Genomic DNA, 20,567 nt, shown 5'->3' on the forward strand with positions numbered 1-20,567 from the left:
ACCCGGACTCGCCCTCGAACCACCGGCGACTCCACGAGGAGACCACGTGTCACGCCTGTGGGACGGCGATACATGCATCCCGGCAGGAGGGTTGCGCTCGACGTCGTTTTGCTCGTCGTCCTCGGCGGGCTCTGTGTTCACTACGGGGCGACGGCCGACGACAACTGGCCGCATCCGACCGGGGACCAGCTTCTGGAATCGGGAACCGACCAGTACGTCGGGGACCGAATCCTGCTGTTCGGGGAAGTCGAGCGTATCGATGACGGAACGGCGACGCTCCACGTCGTGGACGACGAGTCGGAGGTCAAAGAACGCTGCACAAGTCGTGGTCCACAGAAGAGCGAGTGCTTCGAGCGTCCACGTACTCAGTCTTCGGTGTACTGCGCACAGACCCGCCGGATCCCCTCCTCGAAGTCGATCTGGGGTTCCCAGCCGATCGCCTCGCGGATCTTCGAGGCGTCGGCGCAGGTGTCGTGGACGTACACGTCCTCGGGGATGGGATTTTCGACGTACTCGGGCACCACGTCGGTCCCCAGTTCGTCGTTGATCATCCCGACGACCGTCTCGAAGTCGTAGGCCTCCCCGGTTCCGAGGTTGTAGATCCCGTCGAGTTCGGCCGCCGCGGCCCCCTCGAGTCCGCGGACGATGTCGGAGACGTGGGTGAAGTCCCGGGTCTGGGTGCCGTCGCCGTACAGCACCGGCGACTCGCCGTTTGCGATGTCGTCGGCGAACTGCGCGATCACGTTGGCGTACTCGCCCTTGTGTTCCTCCGCGCCGCCGTAGCCCTGATAGACCGAGAAAAAGCGCATGCCGGCCATCGACACGTCGTAGTGGTTCGAGAAGTACTCGCCGTAGCGCTCCCGGGCGAGCTTCGAGGCCTCGTAGCCGGTGTTGACGCCCACGTCCATGTCCTCGGGCGAGGGCTCGGTGCGGCTGCCGTAGATCGACGAGGTCGAGGCGTAGACCACCGTGTCACAGCCGTCCCGCCGGGCCTGCTCGACGACGTTGACGAAGCCCTCGACGTTCACGCGAGCGCCCGTGGTCGGGTCCTCCTCGTGCATCGCATAGGACGACAGCGCCGCGAGGTGGAAGACGACGTCGACGTCCGTCGGCAGGTCGTCCTCGAGGACGCTCGCGTCGACGAACTCCACGTCCTCGGCGAGGTTCTCGGGGGTGCCCAGATACTGGTCGTCGACGACGGTCACGTCGTTGTCCGCGGCGAGGTGGTTCGCCAGGTTCGAGCCGATGAATCCCGCCCCGCCGGTGACGAGAACGGTCCGATCGTCCAGAGTCATATCGGGAATCGCAGGTCGGCGACCCATAGGTGTTTTGAAAACCCGAGCGCGGCGAGGTACCGCGATCGACCCGAACGGGCACAGTCGACGACCGGCCGGGAATCGACGCTCGAGCCGCCTCTGTGTCGCCGACCCGCCGCTCGAGCCGTAGCTTTAACAAATATGATAGCATACCCCAAACGGTGAGACTGCTTTCGAACCCGTATCGACGGCGCTGGATCGGCTGGGGACTGCTCGTGGGGGCCTTCTTCCTCGTGAGCCTCCACCGGTCGTCGACCGCGGTCCTCTCGGGAGAGCTGATGCGCGCGTTCGATACGACGGCGACCAGCCTCGGCCTGCTGCACTCCTCGTTTTTCTACCTGTACGCGGCGTTTCAGGTGCCCGCGGGGCTCCTGACGGACCGGTACGGTGCGCGGGCGATCGCCGCGGCTGGGACCGCCGTGATGAGCGCCGGCGCGGTCGCGTTCGGCCTGGCGTCGACCTATCCGGTCGCGTTCGGCGGCCGCGTGCTGGTCGGGCTGGGGGCCAGCGTCCTCTTCGTCGCGGCGCTGCGGTTCTGTGCGAACTGGTTTCGCCCCGACGAGTTCGGCACGATGACGGGCGCGACGTTCAGCGTCGGCATTCTGGGCGGCCTCGCGGCGACGACGCCGCTGGCGATCGCCATTTCGCGACTCGGCTGGCGGGGGTCGCTGGTCGGCCTCGGTGCTGCGGGCCTCGCGGCCGCGGTCGGCATCCTCCTCGTCTCCCACGACTCGCCGGCCGACGCCGGCCTCGAGCCGATCGACGACGTGCCGGATCGCCCGGACGTGACCGACGCCGCGACGCTCAAGCGATACGTCTCGGACGCGGTTCGCGAACCGGAAACGTGGCTGCTGGGGATCATGCTCTTTTTCATGACCGGGATCGGGATCACGATCTTCGGCCTGTGGGGGATCCCCTATCTCGTCCAGACCCACGGGATCTCCGTGACCGAGGCCTCGGTCTACCTGCTCGTGGGCAACGTCGGCGGCATGATCGGCCCGACGGCCTTCGGCTGGCTCTCGGATCGATCGGGGAAGCGAACCGGCCTCATCGTCTTCTCGACGGTCGTGTTCGGGCTGACCTGGACGGTCTTCGCCGTCTTCGGGACCGTCCCCCTGTTGCTCGTCGGCGCGATCTTCCTCTTCTCCCGGGTCCTTCGCGGCGGCGTGCCGCTCGCCTTTACCGTCATCAAGGAACGCCACCCGGAGGGAGCGAGCGGGACCGTGATCGGAATCGTCAACACGATGGGCTGGGTCGGCGCGGCCGTCTTCCCGGTCGTCCTCGGGGCCGCCCTCGACGCCTACTGGACCGGCGACACCGTCAACGGGACGCGCGTCTACACCGAGTTCGGCTATCAGGTCGCGTTCGCCATCGCGGCCGCCGCGGGGCTGCTCGCCGCGGCCTGTGCAACCGTACTCTACGTCCGGACGCGCGCCGACCGGTCCCTCGAGTCCGGCACCGATATCGACCAGCAGGCGAGCTGACGCCGCCGGGCGGCCCGAACCGTCCCCTATCGCCCCTGCCTCAGCCCACAGCTACTTGTCGATACGTACCACACCACACCGTCATGCGCTACTACGAGGACATCGAGGTCGGGGAGACCCGGGAGTTCGGCGAGTACCACGTGACCAAAGCGGAGGTACTCGAGTTCGCCGAGCGCTACGACCCACAGCCGTTCCACACGGACGAGGAGGCCGCCGAAGAGTCCGCGTTCGGCGAGCTGGTCGCCTCCGGCTGGCACACCGCCGCGATGTGTATGCGGATGCTCGTCGACGGCCCGATCCAGGACCGCGCCAGTATGGGCGCTCGCGGCGTCGACGAACTCCGGTGGAAGCAGCCGGTCAAACCCGGTGACACGCTCTCGGTCCGGACCGAGATCGTCGACAAACGCGTCTCCGAGAGCGATCCGACCCGCGGCTACGTCGACAGCAAACTCGAGGGGATCAACCAGGACGGCGACGTGGTCATCTCCTGGATCGGGCTGGGCATGATCGCCCGCCGACCGGACGACGGGGAGGAGTGAGGATGGCCCGGGTGCCGCTGCTCGAGGCCGCCGACCTCCCCGAGGAGTACCGCTATCTGTTCACCGAGAACGACGTCGGCGACGCCCACATCTTCCAAGCGATGGCCAACGCGCCGGAGCTGCTACAGTGGTACATGCGCTACTCGACGCGGCTCTGGGACGTCCTGCCGGCGCGCGAACGCGAGGTAGTCATTCTGGCGGCCGCCCGCGCCCTCGAGCACGAGTACGAGTGGCACCAGCACGTTCGGCTGGGCCGCGAGGCCGGCGTGACCGACGCCGAGATCACCGCTATCAGCGAGGGCGACCTCGCGGCGCTGGCGGACCGCGACGCGGCGCTGGTCGCGTACGCACGTAGCGTCGCCCTCGGCGATCCCCGCGACGGTGACCACGACCGACTCGGCGAGTACTACGACGTCGAGACCGTCGTCGGCGTCGCCATGTTAGCCGCTCACTACGTCGCGACGGCCCGGGTGCTGGATGCGTTCGACGTCGCAACCGAGGAGGCGTTCGTCGGCTGGCAGCCCTGACCGTCCGCGGCGAGTCACTCGCTCGGCGACGCTCTCGGGACTCCTGTCGACCCGATTCGAAACGACACTCAACGAAGATTCGGGTCGAGGAAATCGCGGTACCCGCTTGGGTAGGGCCAGAACAAGCCGCGGACGGAAAACGGCGCGAAATCGCGAGCGGGCAGCTGGCTTTCCGAACGGTCGGCGATCACCACCGGAGTTATTGGCCACGGCGTCGAGACGAACCGTATGACCTTCGTCGTCCCGTTCGATGGATCGGAACTCGCTGAAGCCGCGCTCGTCAGAGCCGTCGAGTACGACGCCGCACTCGAGGAGGGGATCGCGGCCGTCGTCGTCGTCCCGGAGCGAAAGGGATACGCGCGGGAGAAAGGCTGGATCGACGAGGACGAACCGTACGACGTCGATGCGGTCGTCGAACGCCTTCGCGACCGAGTCCGGACGCTCGCGCCGTCGGCGGCGTTCGAGTGCGAACGGATCCGCGAGTTTCCGCCCGAAGAACGGCTCGCCGGCCATATCGAGCGACTGATACGAAACCACGATCCGAGCGTCGTGTTCCTCGGAAGCGACAACGTCGGCCGCGTCGTGACGCCGCTGACGAGCGTCGGCGTCCACGTCGCCGCCGACGAATCGTACGACGTCTTCGTCGTTCGCCAGCCGACGCCGCCGACGCTCGAGGCCCTCGATCCCCATCCCGACTTCTACCGGGACACGGGCTCGACGTAGCGATCGCGATACCCGGTGTCAGAGGCCGATCGGCGGCCTTCGACGGATCGGCTCGACGGGGTGGTTTTATGCCGCCGAGCGGTGTGCGATCACCGAACCCATGAACTTCGACGAGTTTACCGGCGACGTCCAGCATCGGCTCGAGCTACCCGGAACCGGCGAGACCGTCCGCGCGATCAGGGCCACGCTCGTGACGCTCGGCCAGCGGCTCCCGGAGGGCGCGGCCGAGGACCTCGCGGCCTCGCTGCCCATGGAAATCGACTGGTACCTGACCGGAGCAGTCGACGAACACGGCCAGCGGTTCGACTGGCGGGAGTTCGTCTCGCGGGTGAGCGACATCGAGAACACGGATCCGTCCGACGCCGCGTACCACGCCCGCGTTATTGTCGATCTCGTCCGGACGCAGGTTCCGGAGTCGGACTTCCGGCAACTCCGCGACCAACTTCCCGAGGACCAGTCGGACGAGAACTGGGAGAAGCTGTTCGAAATCGTCGACGCCGGCGGCTGGGGCGACGCCGAAGAGGCCCAGACCGGCGGCGGGCCACAACCCGACGGCGAGTGATCGCCGGCCGACTCGCGGCGAGACGACCGCCGTCGTACGAACGCCGTCACCGATCCCAGCGATTAATGGTCGTGTCGACGAAGGACACGGCGTGTACGACCGAATTCTCGTTCCGACCGACGGGCGCGAGGAGACCGAACGGGCGATCGACGAAGCGATCGCGCTCGCCGCCGAACACGACGCGACGCTCCACGCGCTGTACGTGGTCAACTCCGCCGCGATCGCGCCCGGCATCGAGTTCAGCGATCTCGAGGACGTCGGCAGACAGGCGGTCGAGCACGTCCGCGATCGGGCGACGGCTGCCGGTGTCGATCGAGTCTCGTGTGCCGTGACACACGGCCTCCGTCATCGCGCGATTCTCGACTACGCCGCCGACAGCGATGTCGACCTGATCGTCATCGGTCGCCATCGGGAACTCGACCATCTCGTTCGCGGGAGCGTGTCGAAACGCGTCTCCGAGGAGGCGACGGTCCCGGTGTTGCTCGTCGAGTGACCGACTGCCGCGTCCCCGATCCCCCATAGCATTAATCGGCGGGAAAACGAAGTCCGCCCCGATGTCTCCGACAACAGATACGATCGAGTCGGTTCTCTTGCCGACGGACGGCAGTGACGGCGCGCTCGTGGGGGCGAAACGGGGCGCGGATCTCGCCGCGATGGCCGATGCGACCGTTCACGTCCTCTCGGTCGTCGACGCGTCGGCGATCGAGGGGGTCGCGTCCGTTCTCGAGTCGGATCTGGACGAACAGCGGGCCGCCCTCGAGGACGACGCCGAGTCGGCCGTCGCGTCCGTCTCGTCGATGGTCCAGGACCGGTATCCGGACTGCGAGGTCACGACGACGACCGACCGGGGGAGGCCCTTTCGGGTCATCGACCGCTACGTCGAGGAAAACGACATCGACGTCGTCGCGATGGGAACGAAGGGACGAACGGGTGTCAGACGCGTCGTTCTCGGAAGCGTGACCGAAAACGTCCTCCGGACCGTCGAGGCCCCGATACTCGTCGTGCCGCCGGCGGCGAGCGACGCGCCGCTCACCGAGGACACCGTCCGGAACGTCCTCCTGCCGACGGACGGCAGCGACGGTGCCGCGGTCGCCGTCGACTGGGGACTGGCGCTCGCGACCGCCTTCGACGCGATGACCCACGCGATCTACTCGGTCGACACGAGACGGTTCTCGCCGCAGGCAGAGCCCGGCGAGATCCTAGCCGAACTCGAGCGTCCCGGGGAGGACGCCCTCGAGTCGGTCCGCGAACGCGCGCGAGAGCGCGGCTGCAGCCTCACGGGTACGATCGCAACGGGACCGCCGGCGAGGGTCGTCCTGGACTACGCCGACGGCAACGATATCGATCTCATCGCGATGGGGACACACGGCCGCTCGGGACTCGAGCGACACTTCCTCGGAAGCGTGACCGAAAACGTCGTCCGGAACGCCGAGTTGCCGGTGGTTTGCGTTCCGATGAGCGGCGCCTGAGCGGCGGCGACGGATCTGCCGGCAGTTCGACCACGGTTGCGGTATTATACCGCTGGTCGTCGTAGCGGCCGGTATGGGTGAGCGACTCCTCGTTGCCTACGACGGGTCAGAACCGGCGAAAGACGCACTCGAGTACGCGATCGAGACGTTTCCGGAGGCGGAGCTTACCGCCCTGTACGTCGTTCCGGTTCCGGACGGGTACTGGATGGCGTTTCGGGACCCCGAGGATCGGGTTCCGGCCACCGAACGCGGCCGCGATGAGGGACGCGATATCCTCGAGGAAGCGGTCGATCTCGCCGCGGACCACGGCCGCGATCTCGAGACCGAAATCGCGACCGGAAAGCCGGATCAGGAGATTATCGAGTCGGCCACGACGGACGGCTACGAGACGATCGTTATCGGCAGCCACGGCCGCGACCGAATGTCGCGCGTCTTGCTCGGCAGCGTCGCCGAAAAAGTGGTTCGCCGATCGCCGATTCCAGTTATCGTCGCCCGCGACTGACCAGATCGACCGTCCCCGCGGAACGGACTCACGTCGCGGACGGCGCTTGCGGGAGTGACGCCCGTCGGCCGACCGAGGACGGCCAGCCATTGACCGACGTGGGAGTGTGCCGTCAGCGCCGACGGCGGACCCCGACGTTCCAACCCGCCGGAAAGTAGCAGCGTCTTTATATGAACTCTCGGCGAATCGTCAGTTCATGGAACCCGTCGAAATCGGCGTTCGGTTGGTCGCCGGCATCGCTCTCATTCTGGCAAACGCCTTCTTCGTCGCGATCGAGTTCGCGCTCACTCGCGTTCGACAGTATCCCGAGTCCGAGTTCGACAAACCGGGGCTGCGGCGCGCGTGGGAGATGACCAACGAACTCGAGATCTATCTAACCAGCTGTCAGGTGGGCATCAGCGGGACGAGCATCGCCGTCGGCATCATCGCCGAACCGGCCCTCGCGACGATCATCCGTCCCGTCTTCGAGAACACCGCACTCGCCTCCGCGGGTGCCGGTGCCGTCCTCGCGTTCGTTATCATCAACCTCCTTCATCTCACCCACGGCGAACAGACGCCGACCTACCTCGGCGTCGAGCGAACGAAGTTCGTCGCGAGGTACGGGGCCACCCCGCTGTACTGGTTCGCGAAACTCCTCTCGCCCGTGATCTGGTTCGGAGACGCCGTCGCGAAGTGGACGCTACACCGGTTCGGGATCGAGATGACCGGTGCGTGGCTCGAGACCGAGACGGAGATCATCGAAACGCGTGCCGAACTCCGGAACCGACTCGCGTCGGTCCTCGAGCAGGGCGACGTCCCGGACGACCGCCGGGAGGAGATCATCAACGCCCTGACCGTCGGCGACCGGCCGGTCGAGGACGAGATGACGCCCGTCGAGGACGTCACCTTCCTCTCGACGACGGCTTCCACCGCGGAGAACGTCGATCGGATCGGCTCGAGCCCACACACCCGGTTTCCGCTGATCGAGGAGGCCCCCGAGTCGTTCGTCGGCATCGTCTACGCTCCGACGGTCGTCGACCGGATCGACGACCTGCGAAACGGCGACGCGTCCTTCGCCGACATCGCGACGCCGCCGATGACGCTGCCCGCCGACATGCACGTCAGCGACGCGATCGACGAACTACAGGCGGCACAGCAGGAACTCGCGCTCGTCGAAGCCGACGGGACCGTCGTCGGACTACTGACGGCGACCGACGCCCTCGAGGCACTGGTCGGTGACTTCGAGGATCCACTCGTCGTGAACGACGGCTTGCTGCAGAAACGTTCGTAACGCCGACGGACATCGTCATACTCGCCTCGTGTTCACCTCCCTCGCCGTCACCACCTCGGCGGGATCGGAACTGGTGTCCGCCTGCAGGCATCGCTGCTCGAGTTGTCTGCGGAGAAATGCTCCGACAGGGATTCGAACCCTGGTCATTGCCGTGAGAGGGCAATATGATTGGCCGGACTACACCATCGGAGCGCGCTGCGTCGCGTTTCGACGCGTCGCGAGTGTATTCCATCGTAGCGCCGTTTGACGTTTAAGCATTCCGTTTCGTCTCGGGAGTGTTGAACCCTCTCACGCGGATCGGTGTCGAACGACCTACTCTTCGAAGGGGGACTTGGTCGCCTCGGGCTCGAACCCCTCGAGGCTGATGATGTTCTCGCGGCCGACGCGGAGTTTGCTGATCGTGCCTTCCTCTTCCATGTCAGAGAGTAGCATACTCACTTTGGACTTCGACCAGCCGGTTTCCTCGACGATGTTGACCTGCTTCATCCGGCCGCCGTTCTCGCGGATGAGTTTGACGACGCGGTCCTCGTCGGTCAGCAACTCCTCGTTGGAGGTCGACTCGGAGTCGGTGACTGAATCGGCGGTCGAACCGGGACCGGCGGCCGCACCCTCAGCGGGAGCCGTCGGTTCGGCGTCGTCGGACGCCGATTCGTCGTCGCTGCCGGGGCCGTATCGTCGATACCAGACGGCGGCCGCGACGGCGACGACGATCAGGAGGGCACCGACGAGGAACGGAACGAGGCCCCCGCCGGCCATTCCCCCGAGCGGCCCCGCGTTGCCGTCGCCGATGGCGGCCGAATCGGGGCGGTCGAACACGGCCCGCGGCCGACCGTCGATGAACTCTCGGTCGCCGCTCCAGCGAACCGACTCCGCGCCCGCGAGCGAATCGCCGGCGTACCGGGCGTCGTCGGGTTCGATCGACCGGAAGGTCAGATCGCCGCCGGCTTCGATGATGATCGCCTGCTCTGCGGAGAGTGGCACCCCATCGAAGACGTCACCGACGACGATCCGGTCGTCCTGAACGTCGGCGAAGTTCGTCCACGTGAACGACATCTCGACGACCCCGGTCGGCGTGAACTGGTCTTCGATCCGTGCCGATCGCCGGAAGTTCGCCGCTTCCATCTCCCGGCCGGTCTCTTGCACGCCGGCTCGAGTCAGTTCGCGTGACTGGTTGGTAAACCGGTCGTAGAGGCCCGTTTCGTTCGCCCGGAACTCCTCGGCGAAGGCCTCGAAGTTCTCCCGGGTTCGAGTCGCGTTCTCGTCGTCGGTAAACCGCTGTTCGTAACGGAACGTCCAGGTCGCGCTGCCGTTCTCGTGGACGCGGATCTCGAACGTCGTATTGTCGAACTCCCGCGTGTCCTGTCTGAGCAGCCCCCGCGAGTCCTGGGGAGCGATCGCGGCCCCAGTCTGTGGCTCGGCCGTCGTCGTCGAGACGGTATCGCCCGGCCCGCCGGCCGCAAGCGATGCCGGTGCGCCGACGGCGAGGACGGACGAGAGAACGAGAAGGACGACGAGTCCGACGGAGCCCGGCCGATTCATTCATGCCCCACTACGTGCCGGAGCTAAAAATGCTTGTGAATATCGGTACCGAACCGATGGGGCCGGAGTCGACCCCGTGACGGTCCGGCAGGACACTCGACGCACCTGTCGTGGCGGACGCCACGCCGCCGTGTCGATACCCACAAACCGATCGACCGCGTACCGCCGGCTATGATTGCCAATCTCGCGCAGGGCGTCCGAGCGTTTACCAGCAACGTCTTCCTCGTCGACGGCGACCGACCCGTCGTCGTCGATACCGGTGCGAACTTCGACGCCGTCGCTGCTGCCCGCGACCACGTCGACGATCTCGAGGCGGTAATTCTCACCCACACCCACCGTGACCACGTCGGCAACCTCGCGGCGGTCAGAGACGCCTTCGGCGTCGACGCCTGGGGTTTTGACACCGCGATCGACGGCGTCGATCACGCCATCGACGACGAGGAAACGGTTCAGTTGGGCGACCACGACTACGTCGCGCTGCATACGCCCGGCCACAAGAACGACCACCTCTGTTTCTACTCGGAGCCGGCCGGCGTCCTCTTCGCCGGCGACCTGATCTTCCAGAACGGGAGCTTCGGCCGCACCGACCTCGAGGAAGGCGACCGCGCGGCGTTGATCGAGAGCATCGACCGGGTCCGCGAGCGGATCGACCCCGACCTCGAGGAGATGCATACGGGCCACGGGCCGAGCGTGACGACGGATCCGTACGATCACGTCGAGCTCTCGGCGCGGATGGCCCGCCAGTCCTGACCCGCGGGCGTTCTTTGCGGTCTACGCCCGGCCGGCGGCGTCCAGCAGCGCGTCGTACGCGTCCGCGTACGCGCCGGCGATCCGTGCGGGGTCTTTCCGTTCGTCGGCCCCGAGCGCCGGCAGTCGAACCCGCTCGAGTGGATCGAGATACTCGAGGGCGTCGGGGACGCGTTTCTCGACGGCACCGTCTCGCGGGCTGGAGCTGGCGACCTCGCAGGCCCGGCAGTAGCGGTCTCCCGAATAGAGCCGGACGCGACCGGGTTCGACGGCCGCGACGGCCGCGATCGACGCCGGCTCGAGGGAGTCGAGCGGGAGCGCGATGTCGCTGTAAGACTCGACGACGGCGACCTCCGTGGCCTCGATCTCGGCGGCAAGTCGCTCGAAGGCGGGGACGTACTCCCGCTCGGCGAGGGCGTTGAACTCGGCAACGGTCTCGACGGGGACGGCGTCGGAAAGCGGGAGCGCCTCGGCGACCCGATCGGGAACATCGGCGGTGGCGTTGCGAACGAACAGGGGGTCGTCGGCCTCGCGACCGATCCGATCGACCACGAACTCCCGGTTCGAGCGGCCGAGCAGTCCCGTCCCGCCGTCGGGAGCGGGCCGCCACAGCCGGTGGACGGGGTTGAGCCGCTCGGGCGGCCGCTCGCGGCCGTCGGCCGCCGAGAGCCGCGCGGCGTCTTTGCCGTACAGCCGCCCGTCGGAAAGGGCTCGACGACAGTCGTCGTGGTCGAACCAGAAGTCGTTGCCGGCGCGGGGCTTGTAGCCGACCGCGCCGGTCCGCTCGAGCAGGCCGGCCGAGAACGTGGTCTTGCCGGCATCGACGCGGTCGGCACCGACCACGAGCAAGATCATTCCCGCAGGCCGTAGTAGCCGGGTTCGTCCTCGTCGCGGGGTTCGGCGACCACGAGGTCCTCGGCGTTGGTCATCACCCACGGAATCGCCCAGTCGAGCAGGATGTCCTCCGTCTCGCGGTCGATGTCGGCGTCCGGCTCGAGGCCCTGAAGCATGCGGGCGATCTCGTAGACGGTGTACATCCGGTCCTCCTCGAGCAGTTCCGCGGGGGTGTAGAAGTCACACGGCGGGAGACTCTCGAACTCCGATTTGGGTACGGGCATACGCCCTCGTACCGCCGGCCGACGCCTAAATGATTCGTTCGGGAGTCGGGCCGGACCGCGAGTACCTGCGCACGGCCGGCGTCGAGACGAGAGCCGATCCCCGCGAGTGCGGTGGCGCGCGCTGGGCCGCGGTTCGCCACCGTGGCGAACCGCGGCGTAACGCTGCGCGAGGTTGTCGCGAGTGAAACGAGCGACTGCTCGGAAGACGCGGTGCGTCTTCCGTTGGATGAGCGCGGGAGCAACGCGACCGAGCGTTAGCGCGGGACCGCAGGTCCCGCGAACCGTCCGAATCGTGCGAGGCCTCCGGCCTCGCATACCATGTGAACGGGCTGAAAGCCCGTGAACAGACGGCGCGGAGCGCCGTGAGGAGTAATCCGGCTGGGGAGGGCGTGGCCTCCGTGTCGCCGCGGTAGCAGGACGGCTCGCGCCGCTGTCCACTCGACGAACCCGGCAACTCAGCGTCTACCTATCCGAGTCGAGCCCTCGAGCGAGCAGTTCGACGGGATGGGCCGGCCGATCGCACCCCTCGAAGTCGCCGACCTGCGTCCGACAGGAGGTGCCGGGCGCGGCGACGACCGACTCGCCGTCGTCGCCCGATTGTTCGGCCGCGCTCGCCTCGAGTCGCTCCCGTAGCATCGACCCCATCGCTTTCGAGAGATCGTAGTGTTCCGCCTCGTAGCCGAAGCTGCCGGCCATCCCACAGCACGTCGAGTCGACGGGATCGACGGGATAGCCCGCCCGCCGGAGGACGCCGACGGCGTGGTGGTCCGCGCCGCGCGCTTTCTGGTGGCAGTGGCCGTGGAACGTCACCGGCGTCCCCGTCGTCATCGACTCGTCGAACGCGATCGCCTCGTCCAGCCGTCGCTCGTCGAGGTACTCACAGACTCCGTAGGCGTTCGCCGCGAGCCGCTCGACGCGGTCGTCCGCGAGCAGCGACCGATACTCGTCGACGACCATCGCCGCGTCCGAGGGCTCGACGAACAGGACCGACCAGCCCCGCTCGAGGGAGGGCTCGAGATCGTCGAGCAGGTCGCGGCCCCGTTCGGCCGCGGTCTCGAGCAACCCTTCGGAGTAGGCGGCCCGCCCGGTCGGGCCGAGATCCGGGACCGCGACGCGGACGTCCGCGGCCTCGAGGAGTTCGACGGCGGCCGTCCCGACCTCGGGATTCGAGTAGTTGGTGTCCGTGTCGGGAAAGAGGACGACGCCGGCCGTCGCGTCTTCGGGGGCCACCCGCGGGCCGCCGCGCTGCTGGAACCACTCGACCAACGACTCTCGCCGGAACGTCGGTAACGTCCGATCGGCCGCGATTCCGAGGGTCTCCTCGAGGACCGTCCGCGCGCCCGGCAGGTCCGTCGCGCGGTTCGCCACCGGTGCGAACGCACTCCCCAGCGACGCCAGTCGGTCGACGTTCGCGAACAGTCGCTCGCGCAAGTTCGCGCCCTCCCGCTCGTGATACCCGTGTTTGACTTCGGCCTTGAGCTTCGCGAGATCGACGCCGGTCGGGCAGTCGCTCTGACAGCCCTTGCAGCCGACACACAGGTCGAGGACCTCGGACTGGAACCGCTCGCTGTACAGCTCCTCGGGGTCGATCTCGCCGCTGATCGCCGCCCGGAGCAGATTGGCCCGGCCGCGCGTGGTCGCGATTTCCGCCCCGGTCGCCCGGTAGGTCGGACACATCACGTCGCCGTCGGTCTGGCGACAGGTCCCACAGCCGTTACAGAGTTCGACGAGTTCAGAGAAGCTGCCCTCGTCGTCGAACTCGAGCGCCGTCCGAGGCTCGAGCGAGGCGTAGTCCGGCCCATACCGCAACTGCTCCCGGAGATCGGTCGGATCGTCGTCCCGGTAGACGACCTTGCCGGGGTTCATGCGCCAGTCGGGATCGAAAGTGGACTTCAACTCCCGAAACGCGGCCCAGAGATCGGGGCCGTACAGCTTGGGGTTGAACTCCGTCCGCGCGAGGCCGTCGCCGTGTTCGCCCGAAAACGAGCCGTTGTGTTCGCGAACGAGGTCGGTCACGTCGTCGGCGATGGCCCGCATTTTCTCGACGTCCTCGTCCTCTTTGAGGTTCAGGACCGGCCGGATATGGAGCGTCCCGACACCGGCGTGAGCGAAGTACGCGGCCTCGGTGTCGTGGGCCTCGAGGATCTCCTGAAACCCCGAGACGTACGCCGCCAGTTCGGCCGGCGGGACGGAGGCGTCCTCGACGAAGGGGTAGGGTTTCGGATCGCCGTCCATGCTCATCAACAGCGGGATGGCGGCCTTCCGGAGCTTCCAGAGGCGGTCCTGTTTCGCGGCGTCGAACGCCTCGAGCGAGTCGAACGCCGCCCCGTCACCGACGAGGTCGGCCGTCGCGGTTTCGACGGCGTCCGGCAGGTCGTCGACGACCTCCGAGTCGAACTCGAGCAGCAGCGCCGCCGCGGTCCCGTCGGGGATCGGCTCCGCGTACTCGGCGTACTCCGCCGACTCGCCGGCCAGCCGGAACACCTCGTCGTCCATCAACTCGACCGCGCTGGCCTCGAGTTCGAGCGCCTCGGGGACGGCGGCCAGCGCCTCGAGCAGGTCGTCGTAGCAGCAGACGACGAGCGCGGTCTCGTCCGGTCGGGTCACAAGCGAGAGCGTGGCTTCGACGACGACGCCGAGGGTTCCTTCGGCCCCCACGAGCAGTTTGGAGAGGTTGATGATCCGGGCTCCGTCCGCACGCTCCCTGAGAACCTTCTGCAGGTTGTAGCCGCTGACGCTGCGCTTGAGATCGGGATAGCGCGCCTCGATCTCGTCGGCGTTGTCCTCGACGAGCGCCCGCACGATGCGGTAGATTTCCGCCTCGCGGTCGTCTTTCGAGACGATCTCGTCCCACTCCGGTCCGTCGAGGACGACGTCCCGGGTACGGATCAACGAGCCGTCGGCCAGCACCACCTCGCACTCCTCGACGTAGGCGTCGGTGATCCCATACCGGACCGAGTGGGCACCCGTCGAGTTGTTCCCGATCCCGCCGCCGATCGTCGCCCGGTTCGAGGAGGCCGGATCGGGCGCGAACTGCAGGCCGTACGGCTCGAGGGCGGCGTCGAGGTCGTCCTGGACCACCCCCGGCTGGACGACGGCGGTCCGGCCGTCGGGATCGATCTCGCGGACGTCGTCCATGTGTCGCGAACAGTCGAGGACGATACAGCCCGGTCCCACGGTCTGGCCGGCCAGCGACGACCCCGCACCCCGGGGGAGGACCGGCGCGTCGTGGTCGGCCGCGACCGCCATCGCGGCGCGGACGTCGGCGGTGTCCCGCGGGAAGACGACGCCGGCCGGCTGTGCGCCGTAGATGCTCCCGTCCGTCGCGTAGAGGACCCGCGTGTACTCGTCGAATCGAACGTCGCCGTCGACGGCCGTCCGCAAGTCGGCCGCAAGTTCCCCGCCGGCATCACCGCCGCCCGTTCCCGTCTCGAGCGACGGCTGATGCCGCGTCGGCTCTCGATCCTCGCCTCTCGCGTCGACGCCGCTGTCCTCGGCAGCCATGGCATGTGGAATCGTCTCGCGAACAGTTAAACCATGGTAGTCATCAACAGTCACTGTCGAGCGAGCGCCGGGCGATCGACTCGAGCGGGGTCGGCGATGCCATCCGGTCGGGACCGTCAGCGGCGGCTACCGGGACTGTCGCATAAAAATTCGGGATCGACCGGGTCGTCGCTTACTCGAAGTGGTCGAGGCAGGTCTGGTACTCCGCTTCGGCCTTCTCCCAGTTGACGACGTCGAAGAAGGCGTCGATGAACTCGCCACGGTCCGGGCCGTAGTCGTAGTAGTAGGAGTGTTCCCAGACGTCCAGCGCGAGGATGGGGTGTGCGCCCCACAGCGCGCCCTGGTCGTGCTTGTCGACCGCGACGTTGCGAAGCTGCTTCGCGACCGGGTCGTAGACCAGCAGTGCCCAGCCACTGGCGGCACCGGCAGCGGCCTCGAACTCGCCTTTCCAGCCCTCGTAGGAACCGAAGTCCTCCTCGATGCGGTCGGCGAGATCGCCCTCGGGTTCGCCGCCGCCGTCGGGGGACATGTTCTCCCAGAACAGCGTGTGGAGATAGTGGCCACAGCCGTTGTGGGTGACGTCGCTGAGCGCGCCCGGCGTCGAGCCGAAGTCGCCCTCCTCGCGGTTCTGGGCGAGGGTCTCCTCGGCTGCATTGAGGCCGTTGACATAGCCCTGATGGTGCGTGTCGTGATGCCAGGTCAGTACCTGTTCGGACAGTGCCGGTTCGAGCGCGTCGTAATCGTACGGCAGTGGTGGGAGTTCGTGGTCAGCCATAGTATACACCTCATGATTCGTATCGGTTTCTCGCCTGTTAAGTTTTGAGGAGAGAGACGATATCACACCTCATAAAGTATCGCCGCTCCCTCTGGCGATTTACCGATACGTCACCGGATCCACCACGGACTCGGACTTAAACCTTTCAACGACCCCGATCCGATCGCTCATCGTCGTCCCCCCGTTCGCGATTCGCGACCGACGGCCGCCCCTACGACATCTCCTTGTGATAGGCATGCTCGAGCCACTCCTCGAGCGACGGCTGTCCCCAGTATCGCACCGTCTCGCTTCGCCGGTCGTGTTCGAGAACGCCGGCGTCCTCGAGTTTCGGGAGGTGGACGTGCCGGAGTTCGACTCGAACGGTCCCCCGTTCGTCGGCGGGATCCGGGTCCTGATCGGACGGCGACCGCGCCGCGTCACGGTCGGCACCGTCGGCGGCGCCCCGCTCGAACGCGACGACGTTCTTGGCCAGGGCCGCGACCGTCGCGACGCCGTCGGACTGCTGGTTGAGATAGTACAGTGCGTAGCGCCGTCGCCTGTTGGAAAGGAGATCGAAAACGAGGTCCAGCGACGGCATCGCGTCGGCCTGTAAGTTCGATACGCCCTCCCGTTTACGCATCCACGAACCACCTACCGTCTGTTACCATTCGAAACCACCACGGCCGTCTACTTCGGCCGCCACATTAGACTTTACGTTTGTCTGAAAATATATGTACGTGGACTTTTCCGTTATAGTAGCCGCTGAAACGATTCACACACTGATCGCAACGCCGTCGTTCGATCAGGTGTGCGATGACGTTCAGCGGCTACTGTAGTCGTGACTGACACTATCTGCCGACAGAACGGGCGGAAAAACCGCCGTTCGATCCGAAACGGTTACTCGTAGAGCCACTCGGCGTCGTGTTGATCGTAGTCGATCAGTTCGTCCTCGTCGAAGTGGATCGCAATCTCGCGTTCGTTCGCGCCCTCGTCCTCGTGGTCGGCGGCGTGAACGACGTTCCGACCGAGATCGAGCGCGTAGTCGCCCCGGATCGTTCCGGGCTCGGCCTCGAGCGGGTCGGTCTCGCCGATCATCTGGCGGACCTGACGCGTCGCGTCCTGGCCCTCCCAGACCATCGGGACGACCGGTCCCGAGGTGATGAAGTCCACGAGGTCGTCGTAGAACGGCTTGTCCTCGTGTTCACCGTAGTGTTCTTCTGCCCGTTCGCGGGGCATGTTCTCGACCTTGATACCGACGAGTTTGAGCCCGCGGTCCTCGAGGCGGGAGACGACCTCGCCCACGAGTCCGCGCGCGAAGGCGTCGGGCTTGACCATCACGAAGGTGCGCTCGTGATCGCTCATGCTTCCTCGGCCTCGGTTTCGGCGTCTTCGGCGTCGGTCTCTTCGGCTTCGTCGGCCTCCGCGTCCTCGGTCTCGTCGACCGCTTCGTCAGCGGCGGGCACGTCGTCTTCGTCGTCGGCTTCCGTCTCGACCTCCTCGGTCTCGTCGGCAGGCGTCTCCTCCTGTGCGGACGGCTTGCCGCGACGACCCTCTTCGGTCCACTCCAGGTCTCGGGGTTCGCGCCCCATCTTGTAGTTTTTCTCCGCCTTGGAGTCGACGAAGTGAAGCACGGAGCCGTCGTTTTTGACGTACATGATACCCGTGCCGGGTTCGATCTCTTCGCCCGTGTAGTCGCAGGTTCGTTTCTCGACCATTATTGTCCTCCGATGGAGTCGGCCTCGCGGGCGGTCTCGCGAAGCTGGAGTACGTCCCCTTCGCGGACCGGCCCGAGGCAGTTACGGGTAATGATGCGTCCCTGGTTCTCGCCCTCCTTGATTCGGCATTTGACCTGCATGGCTTCGCCGTGCATGCCGGTCTTGCCGACGATCTCGATGACCTCGGCGGGCGTGGAGCCGCTTTCTTCCTCTTCAGCACTCATCTCTGATCACCTCAGTCGAGGTCCTCGACCTTGTCGGCGATGTCCTCGACGTCGTCTTCGGCTTCGCCAGTGTCGACGATCGCCGCAGCGGCCGAGCCGACCTCGAGGCCGGCGGCGTGGCCGACGTCGTCCTGGGTCTCGATGAAGACGACGGGGATGCCCTTCTCCTCGGCCAGGTCGGGCAGGTGCATGACGATCTCCTCGGGGGAGACGTCTTCGGCGACGTAGACCAGATCGGCGTTGCCGCGCTCGATGGCCTTCGTGGTTTCGTTCGTTCCTTTCTTTACGCGTCCGGTGTCTCGTGCGACCTCGAGCGCCTCGAGGGCGTCGTCGGCGAGGTCGGCTGGGATGTCGGTATTGACGTAGACTGACATGGTTGTTCACCTCTCCTACACGTGGGCTCGCGCTCCCCTGCCGTCCGGGCACTGGGTACCCGTGCCGGGCCGATCCCGGCGGAAGTCCTGTGAAGCTAGGAGCATCATCAACCCCGCGTAGGGTGTACACTCGAATAGCGTTGCCCCCCTTAAAAGCGTGTTCAAACGGCTGGCGAAGTGAGACTCCCCCGCACGGACGGGGCCGGTTCGGGCCGACTTCGAGTCCGATATCTGATCGGATAGCGCGGTCGCGTTCTCCCGGCCGATCGGAACGGTTCCCGCGGGGGGACTACCTGAACGCGGCTTTCGCAGCGTCGACGAGAACCTCGGGTTCGTACTGGTGCGTACTCACCGGGGGCACCTCCCGATCTACGTCGAGTTGGTCGTAGACGGCTCTCATCGCGGACCGAACCGAATACTCGACGGTGAACACCACGTCCCGGGGCTGCTCCGCGAACTGGCCGATGAACGCGAGGTTGTTCGATCCCGGTGGGACGACGTCCGGCCGATCGCCGGACGTCCGCGGCATGAAGTGACTCGTGATAAACGGCATGGTACAGGGGATACAGTTCGCGTCCTCGAGAACCGAGGGGAGTTCGTCGAGGTAGCCGAGGTGGTAACACAGTTCCTCGAGGATCTCCTTCCCGGTGCAGTTTTCCATCTTCTTCTCGACGTAGTTCCCCTCCTCCTCGGGGAACAGGCCGTACCCCCAAAAGACCTTCACGTCGTCGGGCTGGTTCGCGAAGTGAGGCTGGGCAGCGACGACGATGGACATCAGCCAGTTCGACTCGGTGAAGGTGATCAATCCGTTCCCGGGCGCTTCGCCGGTGACCTCGACGATGTGTTCGAGCAGGTCCGGCTCGTCGAGCGTGACGGTGTAGGACGGCCACTTCGTCTCCGGGACGTGATCGGCAAACACCGACGGCGTCCCGAACTCGGGGTTGTCCGCGACGATGTTCTTCCACAGTTCGAAGGAGGCCCCAGTCGTGTTCAGATCCGGCGCTTCGGCCATCGACCCCAGATCCGAGCCGTCGGTCATCGACCCGTTGGTCACGAAGACGAGATCCGTCGGCTCGACGTCGATCGTCTCGGCCGCACCGTCGGTCTCGTAGTGGATCGTTTCGACGGTCTTGCCGTCCCGGCCGGGAACGATATCCATGTCCGTCACTTCACAGCCGCCCCGGAACTCGACGCCGTGGTCTTCCAGCCACCGCCGAATCGGTCGGACCATCGAGTCGTACTGGTTGTACTTGGTCCGGTGGATGCCCTCCATGGTGTTCAACCGGGGGAACTCGTGCATGAAGCGGTGCATGTATCGGCGCATCTCCGCGACGCTGTGCCAGGGCTGGAAGGCAAACGTCGTCGCCCAGATGTACCAGAACGTCGTCTCGAAAAAGGAGTCGGAAAACCACTCCTCGATCCGCGTGTCGCCGAGTTGCTCCTCGGGCGTCAGGACCAGTTGGAGCAAGGAGAGCCGATGCTCCATCTCCAACCCGTACGACGAGACGTCGAGGACCTCCTGCTCGTCGCCCACCAACCGAGCGACGGCGTACGTCTGATGGTCCTCGTTGAAATCGTCCATGACGTCCTTGACCGATCGCTCGCGGTCCTCGAGCGACGGAATCGTCTCGAGCAGGTCCCACGTACACTCGTACGTCGGGAAGTTGAGCATTCGGCCGCCCCGAATGACGTACCCCTCCTCGGGCGAGCCGGCTCCGTCGAGCGCCCCGCCCATCACGTCGAGTTTCTCCAGGACGTGGACGTTCTCGCCCGGCAGTTCGCTGTCACGGACGAGGAACGCGGCTCCGGCGAGGGATGCGATCCCCCCGCCGACGAAGTACGCTTCCCGTTCCGATCCGTCCTGTCGCTGGGTCCGCTCGTTACTCATGTGAAATACCCTCCGTGTTCCTGATCGCCGTCCCGGTTCGCCGGCGTGACCGGTTCGAAGCCGTGTTGCCGTACATGTTCAACCACGATTGGATGTTTGACACGAGTGGTATTGAAAGTCCACAGCAGTTCTCACGGCATGGCAACGATAAACTAGTTATATGTTTTCAGAAATTGACATTCCGACCGGACACGATTCGACGGACTCGGCGGGAGCCGCCACATCGCCCCCGAGGCGGGACCCGGGCTCGGTGTCCGTTACGATGGCCGCCGTTGCGATCGACGACGGTTCCCGCATGAGAGAGTAATTATA

Annotated in this window: 22 protein-coding genes and 1 tRNA gene; 10 read left to right on the forward strand and 13 right to left on the reverse strand. The window is 66.3% G+C overall.

The features are described 5' to 3' along the window. Nucleotides 1–365: 365 nt before the first annotated feature. Nucleotides 366–1,295, reverse strand: a complete 930-nt coding sequence (locus A6E15_RS07260) for an NAD-dependent epimerase/dehydratase family protein (RefSeq protein ID WP_076145080.1) — start codon at nucleotides 1,293–1,295, stop codon at nucleotides 366–368. A 182-nt stretch (nucleotides 1,296–1,477) separates the two neighbouring features. On the opposite strand from A6E15_RS07260, the gene A6E15_RS07265 reads away from it, so the two are divergent. The 9 genes from A6E15_RS07265 (at nucleotide 1,478) to A6E15_RS07305 (ending at nucleotide 8,392) form a co-directional block, all read left to right on the forward strand. Then, nucleotides 1,478–2,800, forward strand: a complete 1,323-nt coding sequence (locus tag A6E15_RS07265; RefSeq protein WP_076145082.1) for an MFS transporter — start codon at nucleotides 1,478–1,480, stop codon at nucleotides 2,798–2,800. Nucleotides 2,801–2,883: 83 nt separating this feature from the next. Next, nucleotides 2,884–3,339, forward strand: a complete 456-nt coding sequence (locus tag A6E15_RS07270) for a MaoC family dehydratase (protein ID WP_076145083.1) — start codon at nucleotides 2,884–2,886, stop codon at nucleotides 3,337–3,339. Between the two features lie 2 nt (nucleotides 3,340–3,341). Next, nucleotides 3,342–3,866, forward strand: a complete 525-nt coding sequence (locus tag A6E15_RS07275) for a carboxymuconolactone decarboxylase family protein (protein WP_076145085.1) — start codon at nucleotides 3,342–3,344, stop codon at nucleotides 3,864–3,866. Nucleotides 3,867–4,094: 228 nt separating this feature from the next. Further along, nucleotides 4,095–4,589, forward strand: coding sequence for an adenine nucleotide alpha hydrolase family protein (locus A6E15_RS07280; protein WP_076145087.1), 495 nt, complete (start codon nucleotides 4,095–4,097; stop codon nucleotides 4,587–4,589). Nucleotides 4,590–4,689: 100 nt separating this feature from the next. After that, entirely contained in the window at nucleotides 4,690–5,151 is a 462-nt protein-coding gene (locus A6E15_RS07285; protein WP_076145089.1) for a DUF2267 domain-containing protein, read from the forward strand. A gap of 91 nt (nucleotides 5,152–5,242) precedes the next feature. Continuing rightward, nucleotides 5,243–5,644 (forward strand): universal stress protein, encoded by a 402-nt coding sequence (locus tag A6E15_RS07290; RefSeq protein ID WP_076145090.1) that lies wholly within the window; start codon nucleotides 5,243–5,245, stop codon nucleotides 5,642–5,644. A gap of 61 nt (nucleotides 5,645–5,705) precedes the next feature. Continuing rightward, nucleotides 5,706–6,620, forward strand: coding sequence for a universal stress protein (locus A6E15_RS07295; protein WP_076145092.1), 915 nt, complete (start codon nucleotides 5,706–5,708; stop codon nucleotides 6,618–6,620). 73 nt (nucleotides 6,621–6,693) lie between these two features. Next, complete coding sequence (locus A6E15_RS07300; RefSeq protein WP_076145094.1) at nucleotides 6,694–7,122, forward strand: universal stress protein; 429 nt, start codon at nucleotides 6,694–6,696, stop codon at nucleotides 7,120–7,122. Between the two features lie 196 nt (nucleotides 7,123–7,318). Then, nucleotides 7,319–8,392, forward strand: a complete 1,074-nt coding sequence (locus A6E15_RS07305; protein WP_076145096.1) for a CNNM domain-containing protein — start codon at nucleotides 7,319–7,321, stop codon at nucleotides 8,390–8,392. Between the two features lie 117 nt (nucleotides 8,393–8,509). Here the strand turns inward: A6E15_RS07305 and A6E15_RS07310 are convergent. Next, nucleotides 8,510–8,584 (reverse strand) — tRNA-Glu (locus A6E15_RS07310). A 120-nt stretch (nucleotides 8,585–8,704) separates the two neighbouring features. Further along, the gene (locus A6E15_RS07315) at nucleotides 8,705–9,931 is read right to left on the reverse strand and encodes a helix-turn-helix transcriptional regulator (RefSeq protein WP_076145097.1); all 1,227 of its coding nucleotides are present in this window, start codon (nucleotides 9,929–9,931) and stop codon (nucleotides 8,705–8,707) included. A gap of 171 nt (nucleotides 9,932–10,102) precedes the next feature. On the opposite strand from A6E15_RS07315, the gene A6E15_RS07320 reads away from it, so the two are divergent. Beyond that, a complete protein-coding gene (locus tag A6E15_RS07320) occupies nucleotides 10,103–10,681 on the forward strand; it encodes an MBL fold metallo-hydrolase (RefSeq protein WP_076145099.1) in 579 nt (192 codons plus the stop codon). Between the two features lie 21 nt (nucleotides 10,682–10,702). On the opposite strand, the gene A6E15_RS07325 is transcribed toward A6E15_RS07320, so the two are convergent. The 10 genes from A6E15_RS07325 to A6E15_RS07375 all read right to left on the reverse strand — a co-directional run bounded on the left by A6E15_RS07325 (nucleotide 10,703) and on the right by A6E15_RS07375 (nucleotide 20,255). Continuing rightward, entirely contained in the window at nucleotides 10,703–11,533 is an 831-nt protein-coding gene (locus tag A6E15_RS07325) for an ATPase (RefSeq protein ID WP_076145101.1), read from the reverse strand. Beyond that, nucleotides 11,530–11,796: a DUF5827 family protein gene (locus A6E15_RS07330; protein ID WP_066295899.1), complete on the reverse strand. Its 267-nt coding sequence runs from the start codon at nucleotides 11,794–11,796 to the stop codon at nucleotides 11,530–11,532. Before A6E15_RS07330 ends, A6E15_RS07325 begins: the two co-directional genes overlap by 4 nt. A gap of 462 nt (nucleotides 11,797–12,258) precedes the next feature. Then, a complete protein-coding gene (locus A6E15_RS07335) occupies nucleotides 12,259–15,300 on the reverse strand; it encodes an FAD-binding and (Fe-S)-binding domain-containing protein (RefSeq protein ID WP_076145103.1) in 3,042 nt (1,013 codons plus the stop codon). Nucleotides 15,301–15,472: 172 nt separating this feature from the next. Then, the gene (gene sod, locus A6E15_RS07340; protein ID WP_076145105.1) at nucleotides 15,473–16,075 is read right to left on the reverse strand and encodes a superoxide dismutase; all 603 of its coding nucleotides are present in this window, start codon (nucleotides 16,073–16,075) and stop codon (nucleotides 15,473–15,475) included. Between the two features lie 211 nt (nucleotides 16,076–16,286). Beyond that, the gene (locus tag A6E15_RS07345; protein WP_076145107.1) at nucleotides 16,287–16,694 is read right to left on the reverse strand and encodes a DUF7344 domain-containing protein; all 408 of its coding nucleotides are present in this window, start codon (nucleotides 16,692–16,694) and stop codon (nucleotides 16,287–16,289) included. Nucleotides 16,695–16,951: 257 nt separating this feature from the next. After that, nucleotides 16,952–17,416, reverse strand: coding sequence for a nucleoside-diphosphate kinase (gene ndk / locus A6E15_RS07350; RefSeq protein WP_076145109.1), 465 nt, complete (start codon nucleotides 17,414–17,416; stop codon nucleotides 16,952–16,954). Continuing rightward, a complete protein-coding gene (locus A6E15_RS07355; protein WP_076145111.1) occupies nucleotides 17,413–17,769 on the reverse strand; it encodes a 50S ribosomal protein L24e in 357 nt (118 codons plus the stop codon). The genes ndk and A6E15_RS07355 overlap by 4 nt, the downstream gene beginning before the upstream one ends. After that, nucleotides 17,769–17,993: a 30S ribosomal protein S28e gene (locus A6E15_RS07360; protein ID WP_006064297.1), complete on the reverse strand. Its 225-nt coding sequence runs from the start codon at nucleotides 17,991–17,993 to the stop codon at nucleotides 17,769–17,771. The genes A6E15_RS07355 and A6E15_RS07360 overlap by 1 nt, the downstream gene beginning before the upstream one ends. Nucleotides 17,994–18,004: 11 nt before the next feature. After that, entirely contained in the window at nucleotides 18,005–18,367 is a 363-nt protein-coding gene (gene rpl7ae, locus A6E15_RS07365) for a 50S ribosomal protein L7Ae (RefSeq protein ID WP_066295911.1), read from the reverse strand. Between the two features lie 289 nt (nucleotides 18,368–18,656). Further along, nucleotides 18,657–20,255, reverse strand: a complete 1,599-nt coding sequence (locus A6E15_RS07375; RefSeq protein ID WP_076145115.1) for an oleate hydratase — start codon at nucleotides 20,253–20,255, stop codon at nucleotides 18,657–18,659. Between the last annotated feature and the right edge of the window lie 312 nt (nucleotides 20,256–20,567).

The organism is Natrinema saccharevitans (assembly GCF_001953745.1).
Taxonomy (GTDB): domain Archaea; phylum Halobacteriota; class Halobacteria; order Halobacteriales; family Natrialbaceae; genus Natrinema; species Natrinema saccharevitans.